This is a genomic window from Derxia lacustris, assembly GCF_002105195.1.
Classification (GTDB): Bacteria; Pseudomonadota; Gammaproteobacteria; order Burkholderiales; family Burkholderiaceae_E; genus Derxia; species Derxia lacustris.
This window is the reverse complement of the sequence record NZ_MUHU01000001.1, coordinates 366,226-383,149: the sequence shown is the minus strand read 5'-3', so window position 1 is coordinate 383,149 and position 16,924 is coordinate 366,226. Positions and strand designations below refer to the sequence as shown.

The following is a 16,924-nucleotide window of genomic DNA, read 5'->3' as shown; positions in this document are numbered from 1 at the left end:
CTTAAAATGCCGGGCCCCGCCTTCGAGGATTGCAATGTCCACCACTCCGGCAACCGCCGCCGAATCCGCCGATCCGCCCAGTTTCGAGACCGCGCTCGCCGAGCTCGAACGCCTCGTCGAAACCATGGAATCGCAGCAGCTGCCGCTCGATGCCTCGGTGACGGCCTATCAGCGCGGCGCGGAGCTGGTGCGCGTGTGCCAGGCCCAGCTGGCGGCGGCGCGGCAGCGGCTCGAAGTCGTCGATCCCGAGGATCCGCTCGGCGCCGCACAGCCGCTCGATCTGGGCCGGGAGGACGCATGACCGAGCAGGCCGGACTGACGGACGGCGGCGCGGACCTGTCCTTCGAGGACTGGATTGCCGCCATCGCCGCGCGCACCGAGCTGGCGCTCGACCGCGCGCTGCCGCCGGCCGACGAAGCGCCGGCGCAATTGCATGCTGCGATGCGGCATGGCGTGCTCGACGGCGGCAAGCGCGTGCGTCCGCTGCTCGCGCATGCCGCCGGCCTCGCGTTCGCGGCGCCGCTGGCCACGGTCGAGGCGGCCGCCGTCGCGGTCGAGCTGATCCACGCCTATTCGCTGGTGCATGACGACATGCCCGAGATGGACAACGACCTGCTGCGGCGCGGCAAGCCGACGGTGCATGCCGCCTTCGGTCAGGCCAATGCGCTGCTGGTCGGCGATGCGCTGCAAAGCCTCGCGTTCGAGGTGCTGGCCGGCGCCGACACGCCGCGCGCCGCCCAGCTGTGCGCGCTGCTGGCGCGGGCCGCCGGCTCGCGCGGCATGGCGGGCGGGCAGGCCATCGATCTGGCGAGCGTCGGCCTGAGGCTGTCGCGCGCCGAACTCGAAACCATGCACCGGCTCAAGACCGGCGCGCTGCTGCGCGCGAGCGTGCTGCTCGGCGCGCAAGCGGGCGCGGCCGATTCCCGCGCCATCGACGCGCTCGACGCCTACGCCGCCGCCGTCGGTCTCGCGTTCCAGGTCGTCGACGACATCCTCGACGCCGAAGCCGATACCGCCACGCTCGGCAAGACCGCCGGCAAGGACGCCGCCGCCGACAAGCCCACCTATGTCTCGCTGCTCGGCCTGTCCGATGCCAAGCTGCTGGCAGAGCGCTTGCGTGCCGACGCCCACGCCGCGCTCGCCCGCATCGACGGCGCCACGCTGCGGCTTGCGCAGATTGCCGATTACATCGTCCGCCGGTCGCACTGACCGCCGGCACCGGGGTTCCCAGCCATGTCCGACCCGTACCAGCTTCTCTCGACGATCGACTCGCCGGCCGACCTGCGTCGGCTGCCGCGCGAACGCCTGCCCCAGCTCGCCGACGAGCTGCGCGAGTTCGTGCTGCATTCGGTCTCGCGCACCGGCGGCCATCTGTCGTCCAACCTCGGCACGGTCGAGCTGACCATTGCGCTGCACTACGCCTTCAACACGCCGGACGACCGCATCGTCTGGGACGTGGGCCATCAGAGCTATCCGCACAAGATCCTCACCGGCCGGCGCGACGCGATGGACCGGCTGCGTCAGGCCGACGGCATCTCGGGTTTTCCGCGCCGCTGCGAGAGCGAGTACGACGTGTTCGGCACCGCGCACAGCAGCACCTCGATCAGCGCGGCGCTGGGCATGGCGGTCGCCTCGCGCAATCAGGGCCACGCCCGGCGCCAGCACATCGCGGTGATCGGCGACGGCTCGATGTCGGCCGGCATGGCCTTCGAGGCGCTGAACAACGCCGGCGTCATGCGCGACACCAATCTCATCGTCATCCTCAACGACAACGAGATGTCGATCTCGCCGCCGGTGGGCGCGCTACACCGCCATCTCACCAAGCTGATGAGCGGGCGCTTCTACGCCACCGCGCGCCGCGTGGGCCAGAAGATGCTCGACCCGGTGCCGCCGCTGCGCGAATTCGCGCGCAAGTTCGAGGAGCACGCCAAGGGCATGCTCGGGCCGGGCACCATCTTTGAAGAGTTCGGCTTCAACTATCTGGGGCCGATCGACGGCCACGACATCGACACGCTGGTGAGCACGCTGGCCAACCTGCGCGAGCGCAGCGGGCCGCAGTTCCTGCATGTGGTCACGCGCAAGGGCGCCGGCTACAAGCTCGCCGAGGCCGATCCGATCCTGTATCACGGCCCGGGCAAGTTCGACCCGGTGCGCGGCATCGTGAAGACCTCGCTGCCGAGCAAGCCGACCTACACGCAAGTGTTCGGCGACTGGATCTGCGACATGGCGGCCAAGGACGAGCGTCTGGTCGGCATCACGCCGGCGATGCGCGAAGGCTCCGGCCTGGTCAAGTTCGAGCAGCAGTTTCCGCAGCGCTATTTCGACGTGGGCATCGCCGAGCAGCATGCCGTCACGTTCGCGGCCGGCATCGCCTGCGAGGGCGCCAAGCCGGTCGTGGCGATCTACAGCACCTTTTTGCAACGCGCCTACGACCAGTTGATCCACGACGTGGCGTTGCAGAACCTCGACGTCACCTTCGCGATCGACCGCGCCGGCCTCGTCGGTGCCGACGGCGCGACCCACGCCGGCAATTACGACTACGCCTTCCTGCGCTGCATCCCCAACATGGTGGTGATGGCGCCGGCCGACGAAGCCGAATGCCGCCGCATGCTCACGACGGCCTACGACTACGCCGGTCCGGCGGCGGTGCGCTATCCGCGCGGCTCGGGCACGGGCGTGGCGGTCGACGCCGGGCTGGAGCCGATCGCGCTCGGGCGCGGCGAAGTGCGCCGGCAATCCACCGCGGCGGCCGGCGAGCGCATCGCGATCCTGGCCTTCGGCTCGATGGTTGCGCCGGCGCTCGGCGCCGCCGAACAGCTCGACGCGACGGTCGCCAACATGCGCTTCGTCAAGCCGCTCGACGTGGCGCTGGTGCGCGAGCTGGCCGAGTCGCACGACGCCATCGTGACGGTGGAGGAGGGCGCGATCATGGGTGGCGCGGGCAGCGCCATCACCGAGGCGCTCGCGGCGCTCGGCATCGTCCGGCCGGTATTGCAGCTGGGCCTGCCTGACCGCTTCATCGACCACGGTGAGCAGGCCGCGCTGCTGGCTGGCTGCGGCCTCGATGCGGCCGGCATCGCGCGTTCGGTGCGCGAACGCTTCGGTACCCGCGTGCGGTTGGCGCGCGTGGCCGGCTCGGTCTGAGGCGGACCGGGCGCGGCTACGCCTCGAAACACCGCCGCGCCGCTGCGCATACCCGTATGCGAACTGAGCCGTAAGGCATCGGTCAGACCCTGCGGGGCTTGACGGCATAATCGCCGTTTGGCCCGCCCCGGCGTTCCGGGCAGCAGGAGAAATTTCAATGAACACGCGCGACTCCTTCGCCGCGATTCCGCAGAGCATCGTGATCCCCGACGTCCAGGCCAGCCACGACGCGCGCCGCGTGCCGATCCAGAAGGTCGGCATCAAGGGTGTGCGCTATCCCATCCTCGTCGCCACTTCGGCCGGCGATCAGCCTTCGGTGGCCGAATTCGCCATGAACGTGGCGCTGCCGGCCGAGCAGAAGGGCACGCACATGTCGCGCTTCGTCGCGCTGCTCGAGGAGCAGAAGGCCGGCTGGTCGGCCGAGGCGCTGCCCGGCGTGCTCGCCACCATGCTCGCCAAGCTTGAAGCCGAGGCTGGCGAAATCGCGCTGACCTTTCCGTACTTCATCCGCAAGACGGCGCCGGTGTCGGGCGTGAGCAGCCTGCTCGACTATGTGGTGACGTTGCGCGCCGAGCGCAGCCCGGCCGGCGAATCGGTCTGGGTCAAGATGGTCGTGCCGGTCACGAGCCTGTGCCCCTGCTCCAAGGAAATCTCGGAATACGGCGCGCACAACCAGCGCTCGCACGTCACCATCGAGGTCGAGTTGGCCAAGCCGTTTGCGCTCGAAGCCATCGCGCGTGTGGCCGAGGATTCAGCCTCGGCCGAGCTTTACGGCCTGCTCAAGCGCATGGACGAAAAGCACGTCACCGAGAACGCCTACGACAACCCCAAGTTCGTCGAGGACCTGATCCGCGACGTGGTGAGCCGGCTGCAACAGGACGAGCGCGTCGGCGCCTTCACCGTGGAAGTGGAGAACTTCGAGTCGATCCACAACCACTCGGCCTACGCCCAGATCAGCGGGCGCGGCGCGGCCTGAGCGACGGCAGCGTGACCGTCGCGTCGAAGCGCGGCGGTCCGGCCGGCGGCAGTGCCGCCACCATGCCGAGCCGCAGCATCTTCAGGTGCAAGGCCTGAAGGAAGGCGATCTCCTCCATCTCCAGCTTGCCGAGCGGCTGCGCCGACTCGCTCGCGTAAGTCAGCAGCTCGAAGAAACGGCCCATCTCCGGATGGCCCCAGAGCAGCGCGATCTGCTCGACCAGGCGCGGCTGCATCAGCTCCAGCGCCGACAGCGGCGTCTTGCCCAGCAGGTCGCGCAGCACCACGGTGCGGGTGCCCTGCAGCGCACGGCGATAGGACGGCACCGCGGTGGCTCGATCAGTCGCGGAAGTTGTTGAACGCGAGCGGCTGCTCGGTGATGTCCTTCTTCAGCAGCGCGATGGCGGCCTGCAAGTCGTCGCGCTTGGCGCCCGTCACGCGCACCGCATCGCCCTGGATGCTGGCCTGCACCTTGAGCTTGCTGTCCTTGATGTGCTTGACGATCTTCTTGGCCAGATCGCTCTCGATGCCCTGCTTGATCTTGATGACCTGCTTGGCCTTGTCGCCCGAGATCTTCTCGACCTTGCCGATGTCGAGGAAGCGCACATCGACATTGCGCTTGGCGAGCTTGGCGGTGAGCACGGCGCGCACCTGTTCGAGCTGGAAGTCGCTGTCGGCCCAGGCCGTCAGCTCCTTGTCCTTCTGCTCGACATTGGCGCTCGAACCCTTGAAGTCGAAGCGGGTGCCGATTTCCTTGTTGGTCTGGTCGAGCGCATTGCGCAGTTCGACCATGTCGGCTTCGGAAACGATGTCGAACGAAGGCATGGATTGGGGCTTTTCTGTCTAAGGGAGCGGGCGATTCTATGCCAGCCCCTCGCCTACAATCGGCCGGATGCAAGTGCTCAAGAACGTCGATCTTCGACCTTTCAACACCCTTCAACTTTCCGCCCGCGCCAGCCGTTATGCCGAGGTCGCGACGCTCGCCGAATTGCGCGCTGCGCTCGCGCTGGCCGGCGCCGATCCGGTCTTCGTGCTCGGCGGCGGCAGCAATCTGGTGCTCGCCCGCGATGTCGATGCGCTGGTGCTGCGGCCGCTGCTGCCGGGCCGCGAACTGCTCGGCGACGACGGCGCACACCGCTTCGTGCGGCTCGGCGCCGGCGAAATCTGGGCCGATGCCGTGGCCTGGACGCTCGACCAGGGCTGGGGCGGACTCGAAAACCTCAGCCTGATTCCGGGCCGCTGCGGCGCGGCACCGATCCAGAACATCGGTGCCTACGGCGTCGAGCTGGAGGCGGTGTTCGAGCGACTCGAGGCGCTCGACCTGCGCAGCGGCGAGCGGCGCGAATTCAGCCGCGCCGACTGCCGCTTCGGCTACCGCGATTCGGTCTTCAAGCATGAGGCGGCCGGGCGTTACGTCATCACCGCCATCGTGCTGCGGCTGCCGCTGCGCTGGACCGCGCGGCTTGGCTACCGTGAACTGGCCGAGGAAATCGCGCGCGCCGGCGTTGCCGAGCCCACGCCGCGTGACGTGGCCGCTGCGGTGATCGGCCTGCGTGAGCGCAAGCTTCCCGACTGGCGCCGGCTGGGCAACGCAGGCAGCTTCTTCAAGAATCCGGTGGTCGATGCGGCGTTGTTCGGCGCATTGCGCGCGGCAAATCCGGGCATCGTCGGGCATGAGCAGGCCGATGGCCGGTTCAAGCTCGCGGCCGGCTGGCTGATCGAGCAGGCGGGTTGGAAGGGGCGCGATCTGGGGCGTGCCGGCATGTTCGAGCGCCAGGCGCTGGTGCTGGTCAATCGCGGCGATGCCACCGGTGCCGAGGTGCTGGCGCTGTGCGAGGCGGTGCGCGCAGCGGTGCGCGAGCGCTTCGGCGTCGAGCTCGAACCCGAGCCGCTGATCGTCTGAGCGCCCGCCGGGCCATCGACACAACAAGAAAACGGGGATGCAGGAATGGCCTGGTCGGACTTGAGCGCGCGCGAGAAGAAGCTGTGCGGAGCGCTGGCGGCAATGCTGGCGCTCATGTTCCTGAGCCATCAGCAGGAGCTGATCGGCGTGAACGGTGCGCTGATCTGCAGCTGGATCGCGCTCGGCGTGTTCCTGGTGGTGCTGGTGCTGTTTGCGCTGCCCGAAGGCAAGCCCAAGAAATGACGACGCCCGCCGGCCTCAAGGGCACGGCGGGTGTGTTGCCGGCGCCGCCTGCGCGGCGCTGCGGCTCAGGCGATCAGGCAGCGGCCTTCTTGGCGGCGGTCTTCTTCGCCTTCTTGGCAGCGGGCTTGGCCGCGACGGCTTCTGCCGGCACAGCGGCTTCCACCGCCGGCGCAGCCACTTCGGCGACCGGCTTGGCGGCTACCGGCGTTTCGGCCGTCGGCTTGACTGGCGCAGCCTTGGTCACCTTCTTGGCCGCAGCCTTGCGCGCCGGCTTGCTCGCCGCCGCCTTGTTCGCGGCAATCCGCAGGCGCAGCGCATTCAGCTTGATGAAGCCGCCGGCGTCGGCCTGGTTGTAGGCGCCGCCGTCGTCGTCGAAGGTGCTGATCCTGGCGTCGAACAGCGAATCCTTGGATTCGCGGCCCACGACCATGATCGTGCCCTTGTACAGCTTGAGCTTGACCACGCCGTTCACCTTGGCCTGCGAGGCGTCGATGAGGCCTTGCAGCAGTTCGCGCTCGGGGCTGAACCAGTAGCCGTTGTAGATCATGCGGGCGTAGCGCGGCATGAGGTCGTCCTTGAGCGCGACGACTTCGCGGTCGAGCGTGATCGACTCGATGGCGCGGTGACCCTTCAGCAGGATCGTGCCCCCGGGCGTTTCGTAGCAGCCGCGGCTCTTCATGCCGACATAGCGGTTCTCGACCAGATCGAGCCGGCCGATGCCGTGCTTGCCGCCGAGCTTGTTCAGCGTGTCGAGCACTTCATGCGCCTTGAGACGCACGCCGTCGATGGCGACGACGTCGCCCTTCTCGTACGTGAGCTCGATGATCTGCGGCTTGTTCGGCGCCTTCTCGGGCGACACGGTCAGGCGCCACATGCTGTCTTCGGGCGCGAAGTTCGGGTCCTCGAGAATGCCGCCCTCGTAGCTGATGTGCAGCAGGTTGGCATCCATCGAGTAGGGCGCGCCGCCGCCCTTGCGCTTCTTAAAGTCGACCGGAATCTTGTGCGCGTCGGCATAGGCCAGCAGCTTCTCGCGCGACAGCAGATCCCATTCACGCCACGGGGCGATGACCTTCACGCCCGGCATCAGCGCATAGGCGCCCAGCTCGAAGCGGACCTGGTCGTTGCCCTTGCCGGTGGCGCCGTGGCTGATGGTGTCGGCGCCGGTCTGCCTGGCGATCTCGATCAGCTGCTTGGCGATCAGCGGCCGCGCGATCGAGGTACCGAGCAGGTATTCGCCTTCGTACACGGTGTTCGCGCGGAACATCGGGAACACGAAGTCGCGCACGAATTCTTCGCGCAGGTCCTGGATGAAGATGTTCTCGGGCTTGATGCCGAGCGCGATGGCCTTCTTGCGCGCGGGTTCGACTTCCTCGCCCTGGCCGATGTCGGCCGTGAAGGTCACGACCTCGCATTGGTAGACGTCCTGCAGCCACTTGAGAATGACCGAGGTGTCGAGGCCGCCCGAATAGGCAAGCACGACCTTCTTCACTTTGTTGCTCATCAATGATCCCGTGTGAGGGTGAATGCCGGCGCGGGCCCGGCCCCGAGTCCGGGGGCGCCGTGCATGAATTCTGGTCCGGGGAGGTCACCGTTCACCGAGGGCGGCGGGGCAGGCGGGCTGCATCAGGCGTGCTGCGGGGTGGCGAACGGGATCAGGCGATTGCCGGCCGGTTTCCGGCGCGCGCGATTATGCCACCGGGGTGACAGCGCGCCGGACGCCGGCCGACGGTCGTCGGCGGGCGGCACGCCGGGAGGGTGCTGCAAGCGTTTTCATTCTGCTGCGCGGTCGAGCAGCGGCTTGATCGCGATGGCGCGCGTCGGGTCGGACAGCGCAGAACGCGTCGGCAGCCGGGTCTTGGCATGGGCGGCCACGGCGGCACGCGCACCGCCGGCGCGCAGGCCAGGCGCGGCATCGGCCAGCGCACGCATCAGGCGCGGCGTGAGCTTGTCGGACGTGGCCTGCACCTGGGCTTCGCTGCGCGTGAGCGTCATGGTCGGCGGCGCACCGGCCCGTTTCCATTGCGCGAACAGCTCGCCCTGCACGAAGCGGCTGGCTTCGCTCTGGGCGCGGAAGTAGTCGCGGAACAGCTCGGGATCGGCGTTGTAGCTGGCGGCGAGCCGGGCGGCGGCCTCGCCGCGCGCGGCATCGAGATCGGCACCGGCGGTCGCCGGCTTGCCCTGGCTCGCGTTCCAGCGAATGCGCGCGACATCGGGCGCCAGATTGAGCAGCTCGCGCGTGAGGCCGAGCAGATCGTCGAGCCGGATGAGCTGGGCGCCGTTGATCGGCGCTGGCGCTACCGGCCGGGGTGGGACGGCTGCCGGCGGCGCCGGACTGGCGACGGGCGCCGGCGCGGCGGACGGCGTCGGCGCCGACGGTGCAGCCGGCGCAGGCGCCGCACCGTGGCCCGGAATGCTCGGCGCCGCGCAGCCCGCCAGCGTCAGCGCGAACAGCCCGGTGAAGACGACGCGCGAACGCATGACCGCAGAGGGCAACGCCGGTCCGTGGCTCAATCGATGTGACCGAGCAGCAGATATTCCATCAGCGCCTTCTGGGCGTGGAGGCGGTTTTCCGCCTCGTCCCAGACCACGCTCTGCGGCCCGTCGATGACTTCGGCGCTCACTTCCTCGCCGCGATGCGCGGGCAGGCAGTGCATGAACAGCGCGTCGGCATGGGCCGCCGACATCAGCTTGCCGTTCACCTGCCAGTCGGCGAAGGCCTTCAGGCGCGCTTCGTTCTCGGCTTCCCAGCCCATCGAGGTCCACACGTCGGTGGTGACCAGATCGGCGCCGCGACAGGCGTCGACCGGATCGGCAAACACCTCGAAATGGCGACCGTCGGTCACGCCGGCCACCGCCGCGTCGACGCGGTAGCCGGGCGGCGTGCTCACGTTCACCTTGAAGTCGAGCACTTCGGCGGCCTGGAGCCAGGTGTTGCACATGTTGTTGGCATCGCCGATCCACGCCACCGTCTTGCCCTGGATGCTGCCGCGGTGCTCCACGTAGGTGAGGATGTCCGCGAGGATCTGGCAGGGATGGAACTCGTTGGTCAGCCCGTTGATGACCGGCACTCGCGACTGCGCCGCAAAGCGCTCGATGATCGACTGCTCGAAGGTGCGGATCATCACCAGGTCGCACATGCGGCTGATGACCTGGGCCGCGTCTTCCACCGGCTCGCCGCGCCCGAGCTGCGAGTCGCGCGTGTTCAGGTAGATGGCCGCGCCACCCAGCTGATGCATGCCGGCCTCGAAGCTCAGGCGGGTTCGCGTGCTCGCCTTCTCGAAAATCATCACCAGCGTGCGGTCGGCCAGCGGGTAATAGGTCTCGAACTGCTTGTACTTGCGCTTGATGATCTTCGCGCGCTCGAACACATGCTCGGTTTCGGCCCGGCTCAGATCCTTGAACTGGAGGTAGTGCTTGATCGCCATGGTCATTCGAGCAGGAAGTTCTTGATGATCGGTGCGAGTCCTGCGATCAGCAGGTCGGCTTCGGCGGTGGTCATGACGAGCGGCGGCAGCAGGCGCACGACTTGGTCGCGCGTCACATTCACCAGCAGGCCAGCCTCAAGCGCGCGCGTCACGATGGCGCCGCAGGGCCGGTCGAGCTCGATGCCGATCATCAGGCCCAGGCCGCGGATGTCGTTCACGCCCGCCACACCTGCAAGCGCTTGCGCAAAGCCGGCGCGGATGTGATCGCCAAGCGCCTTGGCATGCGCCATCAGGCCGTCTTCCTCGATGGTCTGGAGCGTGCAGACGCCGGCGCGCATCGCCAGCGGATTGCCGCCGAAGGTGGTGCCGAGATTGCCCGGGCCGAACAGCTTCGCCGCCGGACCGCGCACCGCCAGTGCGCCGATCGGCACGCCCGAGCCGAGGCCCTTGGCCAGCGTGATCGCGTCGGGCTCGATGCCGGCGTTCTGATAGCCGAACCACACGCCGGTGCGGCCGACGCCGCATTGCACTTCGTCGAGGATGAGCAGCCAGCCGCGTTCGTCGCAGAGCTTGCGCAGACCCTGCAGATACTCCGCGTCGGCGACGTTGATGCCGCCTTCGCCCTGGAGCACTTCGAGCAGCACGCTGTTGATCTCGGGATTCGTCTCGGCCACTTCGACGATGGCGGCGAGGTTGTTGTACGGCACGCGCACGAAGCACTCGTCCTGCATCGGCTCGAAGCCCTTGCGCGCCTTCTCGCTGCCGGTCGCGGCCAGCGTGGCGATGGTGCGGCCGTGCCACGACTGCTCCATCACCACGGTCTTGATGAAGTTGCGGCCGTGCTTGTAGCCATGAAACCGCGCGAGCTTGATCGCGTTCTCGTTGGCCTCGGCGCCCGAGTTGCAGAAGAAGACCTCTTCCATGCCGGAGCGCGCGCAAATCATGTCGGCCAGATCTTCCTGGCCGCGCACGCCGTACACATTGGAGGTGTGGATTAGGGTCGCGATCTGCTCGGTCAGCGCCTTCACCAGCTTGGGATGGGCATGGCCAAGGCCGTTGACCGCGATGCCGGCCAGGCCATCGAGATATTTGCGGCCTTGTTCGTCCCAGAGCCAGACGCCTTCGCCACGCGCAAACGTGACCGGCAGGCGTCCGTAGGTGTTCATGACGTGCGAAGTCTTGATTGGCTCGGGTGCGTTCATGTCGGTTCCAGACAAATAAAAACGGGCGGTTTCCCGCCCGGGGGAATCATAAGCGAAGGGATGCAGCGGTCAGTGGCGCGCCGCCAAGCCGCCATCGGCTGGCAGTGCGTGGGGTGGTGCGATGGGCAAACGTCGTCGTCGCGGCGCAGCGTCATGCCGCAATGCGGAATTCAGTTTCCGAAACGCGAAATGCCCGTGATGGCAGTGGCGGGTTGACGGCCGCCCCGCGATTACAATTCGAATCCCCTGTCCGGGTCCAAAGCCATGGCCGATCCCATTCCGAATTCCATCAGACAGGTCGTCATCCTCGGCAAGACACAGGATGGCAAGACTTTCCGGCCGAGCGACTGGGCCGAACGACTTTGCGGCGTGATGTCGCCGTTCCGACCCAAGGGTGGTCGCGGCATTCAGTCCCATATCGGCTACTCGCCCTATGTTCGCCCCAGTTTTCAGGACGGCGTCAAGTGCGTGATCGTCGATACGCGCCTGCGCGACATCGAGCCGATGGCGCTTCAGTTCGTCCTCAGTTTCGCCGCCGACAACAATCTCCAGACCATCAGCAGCGCCCAGCCGCCGGCACCTGCCGAACCGGTCTGACGGCGCGCCGTCCGGGCCGTGCGCTCGAACGATCAAGGCGCCCATCTTCCTCGCGACGCGGGCGTGGCTGACATTGCTCGGTGCGGCAGAAATTTCCATTCCAGTTGTCGGCAAATAGATGGAGCGAAGGTGGCGAGGCCTGTCGCGCCAAGTGAGAGCGGCAGGCAGTCTCGCGTGACTGGATGACAGCCTTCACCGGGCCGCCGCAAAACAAAAAAGCCGCCGGGCGGTTGCCGGGCGGCTTCATCAAGGCTTGCTTCGCCGGTCGGCGAGCGACCTCAGGCGGCGATGGCCTTCAATGCGGCAGCCAGGCGGCTCTTGTGGCGAGCCGCCTTGTTTCGGTGAACGATGCGCTTGGCAGCGATCGAATCGAGCACGCTGGTCGCGGCGCGGAAGCTGGCGGTGGCCGCTTCCTTGTCGCCGGCGGCGATGGCCTTGCGCACGCCCTTGACGGCGGTGCGATAACGCGAACGCAGCGCCGAATTGGCGGCATTGAGTTTGACGGCTTGGCGAGCGCGCTTGCGCGCTTGAGCGGAATTGGCCATGTTTGCTTGCTTTGCTTTCCGGGGTTCTGCGGTTTCGCGCAGACTCGGTGCGCGATGAAACTGGGCTGATGAACACGCAAGTATAAAAGTCGCGAGTCATCTTGGCAAATGACATTGTTGTTTCCGGCGTTCCCGCCCGGTGCGCTTCAGTGATCGGCCGAGCCGCGCAGCTTTCGGTCGGTTTCCTCGATCACGGGTTGCGGACCGGTATCCACCTTGCCGCTTTCGGCATCCTCGAAACCCTTGCGCAGGCGGTTGCGATCTTCGGTCTGGGCGCGCTGCTGGCTGCCGGCCTTCTGGTCCTGCTCGTGCGGCAGGGCGGGTTCGACCTTGCTGTCCTCCGGGCGACGCATTACGCGCGGTTCTTTTTTCATGCTCGTGCTCCTTCGGGGTGAGGCGATCGAGCAAATCACGGCGGCGGTGGGCGCGTGGGTGCCGCGTGTAACCGGCTGGCGCCAGTGACCGGACGCCGGCACACCGTCTCCATTGGCTACACTGCGCGCCGCTTCCGCTCCTCCCTCCCGATGAACCTACTGAAAACGCTCGCGACCGTCAGCGGCCTCACCTTGCTGTCGCGCATCTCCGGGCTGATCCGCGATTTGCTGGTGGCGCGGCTGTTCGGTGCCTCGCTGATGACGGATGCCTTCTTCCTCGCCTTCAGCCTGCCCAATCTGTTGCGTCGCCTGTTTGCCGAAGGTGCGTTTTCCCAGGCCTTCGTGCCGATCCTCGGCGAGTACAAGGGCCGGCGCAGCGAGAGCGAAACCCGCAGCCTCATCGACGACGTGGCGACGATCCTCGCGTGGATCCTGGTGGCGGTGACGGCGCTCGGCGTGCTGGCCGCGCCGCTGCTGATCTGGGTGGTGGCGCCGGGCTTTTCGGCCGATCCGCCCAAGTACGCGACCGCAGTCGGGCTGCTGCGGATCATGTTTCCCTACATCGGCTTCATCTCGCTGGTGGCGCTGGCGGGCGGGATTCTCAATACCTGGGCGCGGTTCTCGGTGCCGGCCTTCACGCCGGTGCTGCTCAATCTGAGTTTCATCGGCTCGATGCTGCTGTTCGCGCGCGGCAGCAATCCGTCGATCGAGGTGCTGGCCTGGGCGGTGCTCGGCGGCGGCGTGCTTCAGCTGGCGTTCCAGATTCCGGCGCTGCGCCGCGTGGGCATGCTGCCGCGCATCCGGCTCGATCTGCGCGCGGCCTGGTCCGATGCCGGCGTGCGCCGCGTGCTGCGCCAGATGGGGCCGGCGGTGCTTGGCGTGTCGGTGGCGCAGATATCGCTGGTCATCAACCGGGTGTTCCAGTCGTTTCTGGGCACCGGTTCGATCTCGTGGCTGTTCTATGCCGACCGGCTGATGGAGTTCCCGACCGGCATGCTCGGCGTGGGGCTGGGCACGATCCTGCTGCCCTATCTGAGTCGCGCCCACGCCGCCGAGCGGCATGACGACTACAACGCGCTGCTCGACTGGGGCCTGCGCCTGGCCTGCCTGCTGGCGCTGCCGGCGGCGGTCGCGCTGATGGTGCTGGCGCTGCCGCTGATCGCCACCATGTTCCACCACGGCCGCTTCTCGGCCGAGGACGCGGTGATGAGCGCCGACGCGCTGCGCGCCTATGCCGTCGGCCTGCCCGGGCTCATCCTGGTCAAGGTGCTGGCGCCGGGCTTTTATGCGCGGCAAGACCTGCGCACGCCGGTGCGCATCGCGCTGCTGGTGCTGCTGGCCACGCAGGCGATGAATGTGGCCTTCATCGGGCCGCTCAAGCATGCGGGCCTGGCGCTGGCGATCGGGTTGGGCGCCTGCATCAATGCGGGCTTTCTGTTCACCGGGCTGCGCAAGCGCGGCATCTACCGGCCGTTGCCGGGCTGGGGCAGCTTCTGGTGGAAGGTGACGCTGGCGCTGCTGGCGCTCGGCGCGAGCCTGCATTGGGCCTCGGCGCAGTTCGACTGGCTGCGCGATGGTCAGGCCTTCCAGCGCGTCGGCGCGCTTGCGCTGGTCGTGAGCGGCGGTGGCGCGATCTATCTGCTGACGCTGCTCGTGCTAGGTTTCCGGCCAAAGGACTTCAAGCGCCGGGTATGACGACCGGCCACGCGCGGCCATGACAGTCACACCCATTACGCCGCTCGACTACTGGACCACGCTGGTCGGCGACGACGCCAGCCTGCCGCTGTTCGAGGCCGCCGCCTCCGTGGCGCAGGACGCCTATCCGGGCCTCGACCTCGATGCGCTGCTGATCGACGTGGACGGCTTTGCGGCGCGGCTGCGCGGCCGCCTCGCCACCGACGCCACGCCGCTGCACAAGCTGCGCATGCTCAACCACCTGTTCTTCGGCGAGCTGCACTTTCGCGGCAATGCCAACGACTACTACGACCCCGAGAACAGCTACATCAACCGGGTGATCGAGCGTCGCTGCGGCATTCCGATCACGCTGGCGCTGGTCTACATCGAGATCGGCCGGCAGGCCGGCATTCCGCTGCAGGGCGTGTCCTTCCCGGGGCACTACCTGGTCAAGACGCGGGTCAATGGCGGCGAGGTGTTCATCGACGTGTTCGACCAGGGCCGCTCGCTGTCGCGCGGCGAGCTGGAGGCGCGACTCATCAGCCATCTGCCGGACGAGGACGATCCGACGCTGGCGCTCGGCGTGCATCTGCAATCGACCCGCCCGCGCGAGACGCTGGCGCGGCTGCTGCGCAATCTCAAGATGATTCATCTGCGCGACGACGACTGGGCGCGGCTGCTGCCGGTGCAGCAACGGCTGGTGGCGCTGCTGCCCGGCGAGCCGACCGAGCTGCGCGACCGCGGCTTCGTGTATTCGCAGCTCGAATGCCCGCGTGCCGCCATCGACGACCTCGAGGCCTATCTCGACGCCGTGCCGCGCGCTGCCGATGCGCCGGCGGTGCGCGCCCGCATCGACGAGCTGCGGCCCGAGGCCGACCGGCTCAACTGAGCGGCGCCGCCGTCAATCGCCCAGCACTGCACCGTCGCGGCGCCGGTCGCTGCCGCCCACCAGCCGCCGGCTGCCGTCGGCGCCGCGCTCGATGACGATGGCTTGCACGCCGCTGGTCATGTCCACTTCGGCCACGTCATGGCCGCGTGTGCGCAGCGCCTCGGCCAGTCCGGGCGCGACCGCGCCGCGCTCCAGTTCGGTCGGGCCGTTGCGGCTGCCGAAGTTGGGCAGGTCGATCGCCGATTGCAGATCGAGGCCCCAGTCGGTGATGCCGATCAGCGTCTTGGCTACGTACTCGATGATCTGCGCGCCGCCCGGCGAGCCCAGCACCGCCACCGGCGCGCCGCTCGCACGGTCGAACACCAGCGTCGGCGTCATCGACGAGCGCGGCCGCTTGCCCGGCTCGACGCGATTGGCCACGGGCCGGCCGGCTTCCTCGGGCACGAAGGAGAAATCGGTGAGCTGGTTGTTGAGCAGAAAGCCCCGCACCATCAGCCGCGAGCCGAACAGCCATTCGACCGAGGTGGTCAGCGACAGCGCCATGCCCTGGGCATCGACGATGCTGATCTGCGAGGTGCCGGCCTCGGCCGTCGAGCGGTCGGGCGCAAACGCCTGCGGCTGGCCGGCGGGTGTGCCGGCCGGCGCCACGCCCAGGCTGCGGTCGCCGATGAGCCGGGCGCGCTGCGCGAGATAGTCGGGCGCCAGCAGGCCGGCCAGATTCACCGGCACGAAGTCCGGATCGGCGATCCACAGCGCGCGGTCGGCATAGGCCAGCCGCTCGACCTCGCTGAGCAGATGCACGGCATCGGCCTGCGGCATGAGTGCCGGGCCGTGCGGGCCGGCTTCCGGCTGCGGCGGCACCACGGCGATGTTGCGGCGCGCCAGCATGCCGAGCATCTGCGCCACCGCCACGCCGCCCGAGGACGGCGGCGGCATGCCGCAGACGCGCCAGCGCTTGTAGTCGCTGCACACGGCGGCGCGCTGCTTCGCCTCGTAGCGCTCGAAATCCTCGGTATCGAGCCGGCCCGGATTGGCGCTGGCGCGCACCTTGCCGACGATTTCCTGCGCCGTCGGCCCGCGATAGAAGGCATCGGCGCCGCCCTCGGCAATCGCACGGTAGGTGGCGGCGAGCGCCGGATTGCGCAGCAGGCTGCCCTCGGCGCGCGGGCTGCCGTCGGCGTTGAAGAAGTAGGCGCGGGTCTCGGCGTCGCTGCCGAGCGCGGCATCGGCGGCGATCTGCCGCGCCAGCCGCGCCGGAATGGGAAAGCCGTTCTCGGCCAGCCGGATCGCCGGCGCGAACAGCGTGATCCAGGGCAGCCTGCCGTGCTGGCGATGCATCGCTTCGAGCATGCGCAGGATGCCGGGCGTGCCGACCGCACGGCCGCCGACGATGGCCTGCTGCAAGCCCATCGGCCGGCCGTCGGCATTGAGGAACAGGCGCGGATCGGCTTGCAGCGGCGCGGTTTCGCGGCCGTCCCAGGCCTGCACCTCGCGGCCATCCCACAGCAAAGCGAAGCCGCCGCCGCCGATGCCCGAGCTTTGCGGCTCGACCAGGCCGAGCACCGCCTGCACCGCCACCGCCGCATCGACCGCCGAGCCGCCGGCGCGCAGCACCTCGCGGCCGATCTCGGCCGCCAGCGGATGGCCGGCCGCGACCATCTGGCGCGTGGCGATGACGGCAGGCCGGGGCTCGGCGCGCAGGCCGGTGGCGGTCTCGGGCGGTGGCGCGAGGTCGGGATGCGGCCGGGCGGACGGCATTGCCGCAGCCGGTCGGGCATCGGCCGCGCCGGCCGAGGGCGGCGGCGCATGCGGCACGCCGGCACAGGCGGCCAGCAGCAGCGCCGCGCAGCCGGCCAGACTGCGCGGCGCCAGGCAATTCCAGAACGACGACATCGAATCTCTCTTCAGGGCACTTGGCGCGTGGCGGCGAGCGCGACCGGCGGTGCAGAAGCA

Annotated in this window: 18 protein-coding genes; 9 read left to right on the top strand and 9 right to left on the bottom strand. The window is 68.5% G+C overall.

The annotated features are described in order from the left end of the window. Positions 1–34 precede the first annotated feature (34 nt). From xseB to folE2, 4 genes are all read left to right on the top strand, one after another. On the top strand, positions 35–301 hold the full coding sequence (xseB, locus tag B9P64_RS01680; protein WP_085314528.1) for an exodeoxyribonuclease VII small subunit: 267 nt from the start codon (positions 35–37) through the stop codon (positions 299–301). Continuing rightward, on the top strand, positions 298–1,209 hold the full coding sequence (locus B9P64_RS01675; protein WP_085314527.1) for a polyprenyl synthetase family protein: 912 nt from the start codon (positions 298–300) through the stop codon (positions 1,207–1,209). The genes xseB and B9P64_RS01675 overlap by 4 nt, the downstream gene beginning before the upstream one ends. Positions 1,210–1,233: 24 nt before the next feature. Then, positions 1,234–3,144, top strand: coding sequence for a 1-deoxy-D-xylulose-5-phosphate synthase (dxs, locus tag B9P64_RS01670; protein WP_085314526.1), 1,911 nt, complete (start codon positions 1,234–1,236; stop codon positions 3,142–3,144). A gap of 157 nt (positions 3,145–3,301) precedes the next feature. After that, complete coding sequence (gene folE2 / locus B9P64_RS01665) at positions 3,302–4,120, top strand: GTP cyclohydrolase FolE2 (RefSeq protein ID WP_085314525.1); 819 nt, start codon at positions 3,302–3,304, stop codon at positions 4,118–4,120. Here the strand turns inward: folE2 and B9P64_RS01660 are convergent. Then, a complete protein-coding gene (locus tag B9P64_RS01660; RefSeq protein ID WP_085314524.1) occupies positions 4,098–4,445 on the bottom strand; it encodes a hypothetical protein in 348 nt (115 codons plus the stop codon). The two genes, folE2 and B9P64_RS01660, sit on opposite strands and share 23 nt — an antisense overlap. Positions 4,446–4,458: 13 nt before the next feature. Continuing rightward, positions 4,459–4,944, bottom strand: a complete 486-nt coding sequence (locus B9P64_RS01655) for a YajQ family cyclic di-GMP-binding protein (protein ID WP_085314523.1) — start codon at positions 4,942–4,944, stop codon at positions 4,459–4,461. A gap of 67 nt (positions 4,945–5,011) precedes the next feature. On the opposite strand from B9P64_RS01655, the gene murB reads away from it, so the two are divergent. Together murB and B9P64_RS01645 are read left to right on the top strand one after the other, a co-directional pair. Further along, a complete protein-coding gene (gene murB, locus B9P64_RS01650) occupies positions 5,012–6,022 on the top strand; it encodes a UDP-N-acetylmuramate dehydrogenase (RefSeq protein ID WP_085314522.1) in 1,011 nt (336 codons plus the stop codon). A 45-nt stretch (positions 6,023–6,067) separates the two neighbouring features. Further along, the gene (locus B9P64_RS01645) at positions 6,068–6,265 is read left to right on the top strand and encodes a hypothetical protein (RefSeq protein WP_085314521.1); all 198 of its coding nucleotides are present in this window, start codon (positions 6,068–6,070) and stop codon (positions 6,263–6,265) included. Positions 6,266–6,338: 73 nt separating this feature from the next. Here B9P64_RS01645 and B9P64_RS01640 read toward each other — a convergent pair whose 3' ends face one another. From B9P64_RS01640 to B9P64_RS01625, 4 genes are all read right to left on the bottom strand, one after another. After that, positions 6,339–7,766 (bottom strand): argininosuccinate synthase, encoded by a 1,428-nt coding sequence (locus B9P64_RS01640; protein WP_085314520.1) that lies wholly within the window; start codon positions 7,764–7,766, stop codon positions 6,339–6,341. 269 nt (positions 7,767–8,035) lie between these two features. Further along, complete coding sequence (locus tag B9P64_RS24880; protein WP_085314519.1) at positions 8,036–8,743, bottom strand: chorismate mutase family protein; 708 nt, start codon at positions 8,741–8,743, stop codon at positions 8,036–8,038. 29 nt (positions 8,744–8,772) lie between these two features. Continuing rightward, positions 8,773–9,690 (bottom strand): ornithine carbamoyltransferase, encoded by a 918-nt coding sequence (argF, locus tag B9P64_RS01630; protein ID WP_217808632.1) that lies wholly within the window; start codon positions 9,688–9,690, stop codon positions 8,773–8,775. Positions 9,691–9,692: 2 nt separating this feature from the next. Next, positions 9,693–10,892 (bottom strand): aspartate aminotransferase family protein, encoded by a 1,200-nt coding sequence (locus B9P64_RS01625; RefSeq protein WP_085314517.1) that lies wholly within the window; start codon positions 10,890–10,892, stop codon positions 9,693–9,695. Positions 10,893–11,156: 264 nt separating this feature from the next. Between B9P64_RS01625 and B9P64_RS01620 the strand changes: the two genes are divergently transcribed. Beyond that, positions 11,157–11,489, top strand: a complete 333-nt coding sequence (locus B9P64_RS01620) for a DUF3579 domain-containing protein (RefSeq protein ID WP_085314516.1) — start codon at positions 11,157–11,159, stop codon at positions 11,487–11,489. 278 nt (positions 11,490–11,767) lie between these two features. Here the strand turns inward: B9P64_RS01620 and rpsT are convergent, their stop codons facing one another. Both rpsT and B9P64_RS01610 read right to left on the bottom strand, forming a co-directional pair. Then, complete coding sequence (rpsT, locus tag B9P64_RS01615; protein WP_085314515.1) at positions 11,768–12,034, bottom strand: 30S ribosomal protein S20; 267 nt, start codon at positions 12,032–12,034, stop codon at positions 11,768–11,770. A gap of 146 nt (positions 12,035–12,180) precedes the next feature. After that, on the bottom strand, positions 12,181–12,408 hold the full coding sequence (locus B9P64_RS01610; protein WP_139826081.1) for a hypothetical protein: 228 nt from the start codon (positions 12,406–12,408) through the stop codon (positions 12,181–12,183). A 150-nt stretch (positions 12,409–12,558) separates the two neighbouring features. On the opposite strand from B9P64_RS01610, the gene murJ reads away from it, so the two are divergent. Beyond that, positions 12,559–14,103: a murein biosynthesis integral membrane protein MurJ gene (murJ, locus tag B9P64_RS01605; protein ID WP_085314513.1), complete on the top strand. Its 1,545-nt coding sequence runs from the start codon at positions 12,559–12,561 to the stop codon at positions 14,101–14,103. A 19-nt stretch (positions 14,104–14,122) separates the two neighbouring features. After that, positions 14,123–14,971 carry a SirB1 family protein gene (locus tag B9P64_RS01600; RefSeq protein ID WP_085314512.1) on the top strand — a complete coding sequence of 283 codons (849 nt, stop codon included), beginning with the start codon at positions 14,123–14,125 and terminating at the stop codon, positions 14,969–14,971. A 12-nt stretch (positions 14,972–14,983) separates the two neighbouring features. On the opposite strand, the gene ggt is transcribed toward B9P64_RS01600, so the two are convergent. Then, positions 14,984–16,864, bottom strand: a complete 1,881-nt coding sequence (gene ggt / locus B9P64_RS01595; protein WP_085314511.1) for a gamma-glutamyltransferase — start codon at positions 16,862–16,864, stop codon at positions 14,984–14,986. Between the last annotated feature and the right edge of the window lie 60 nt (positions 16,865–16,924).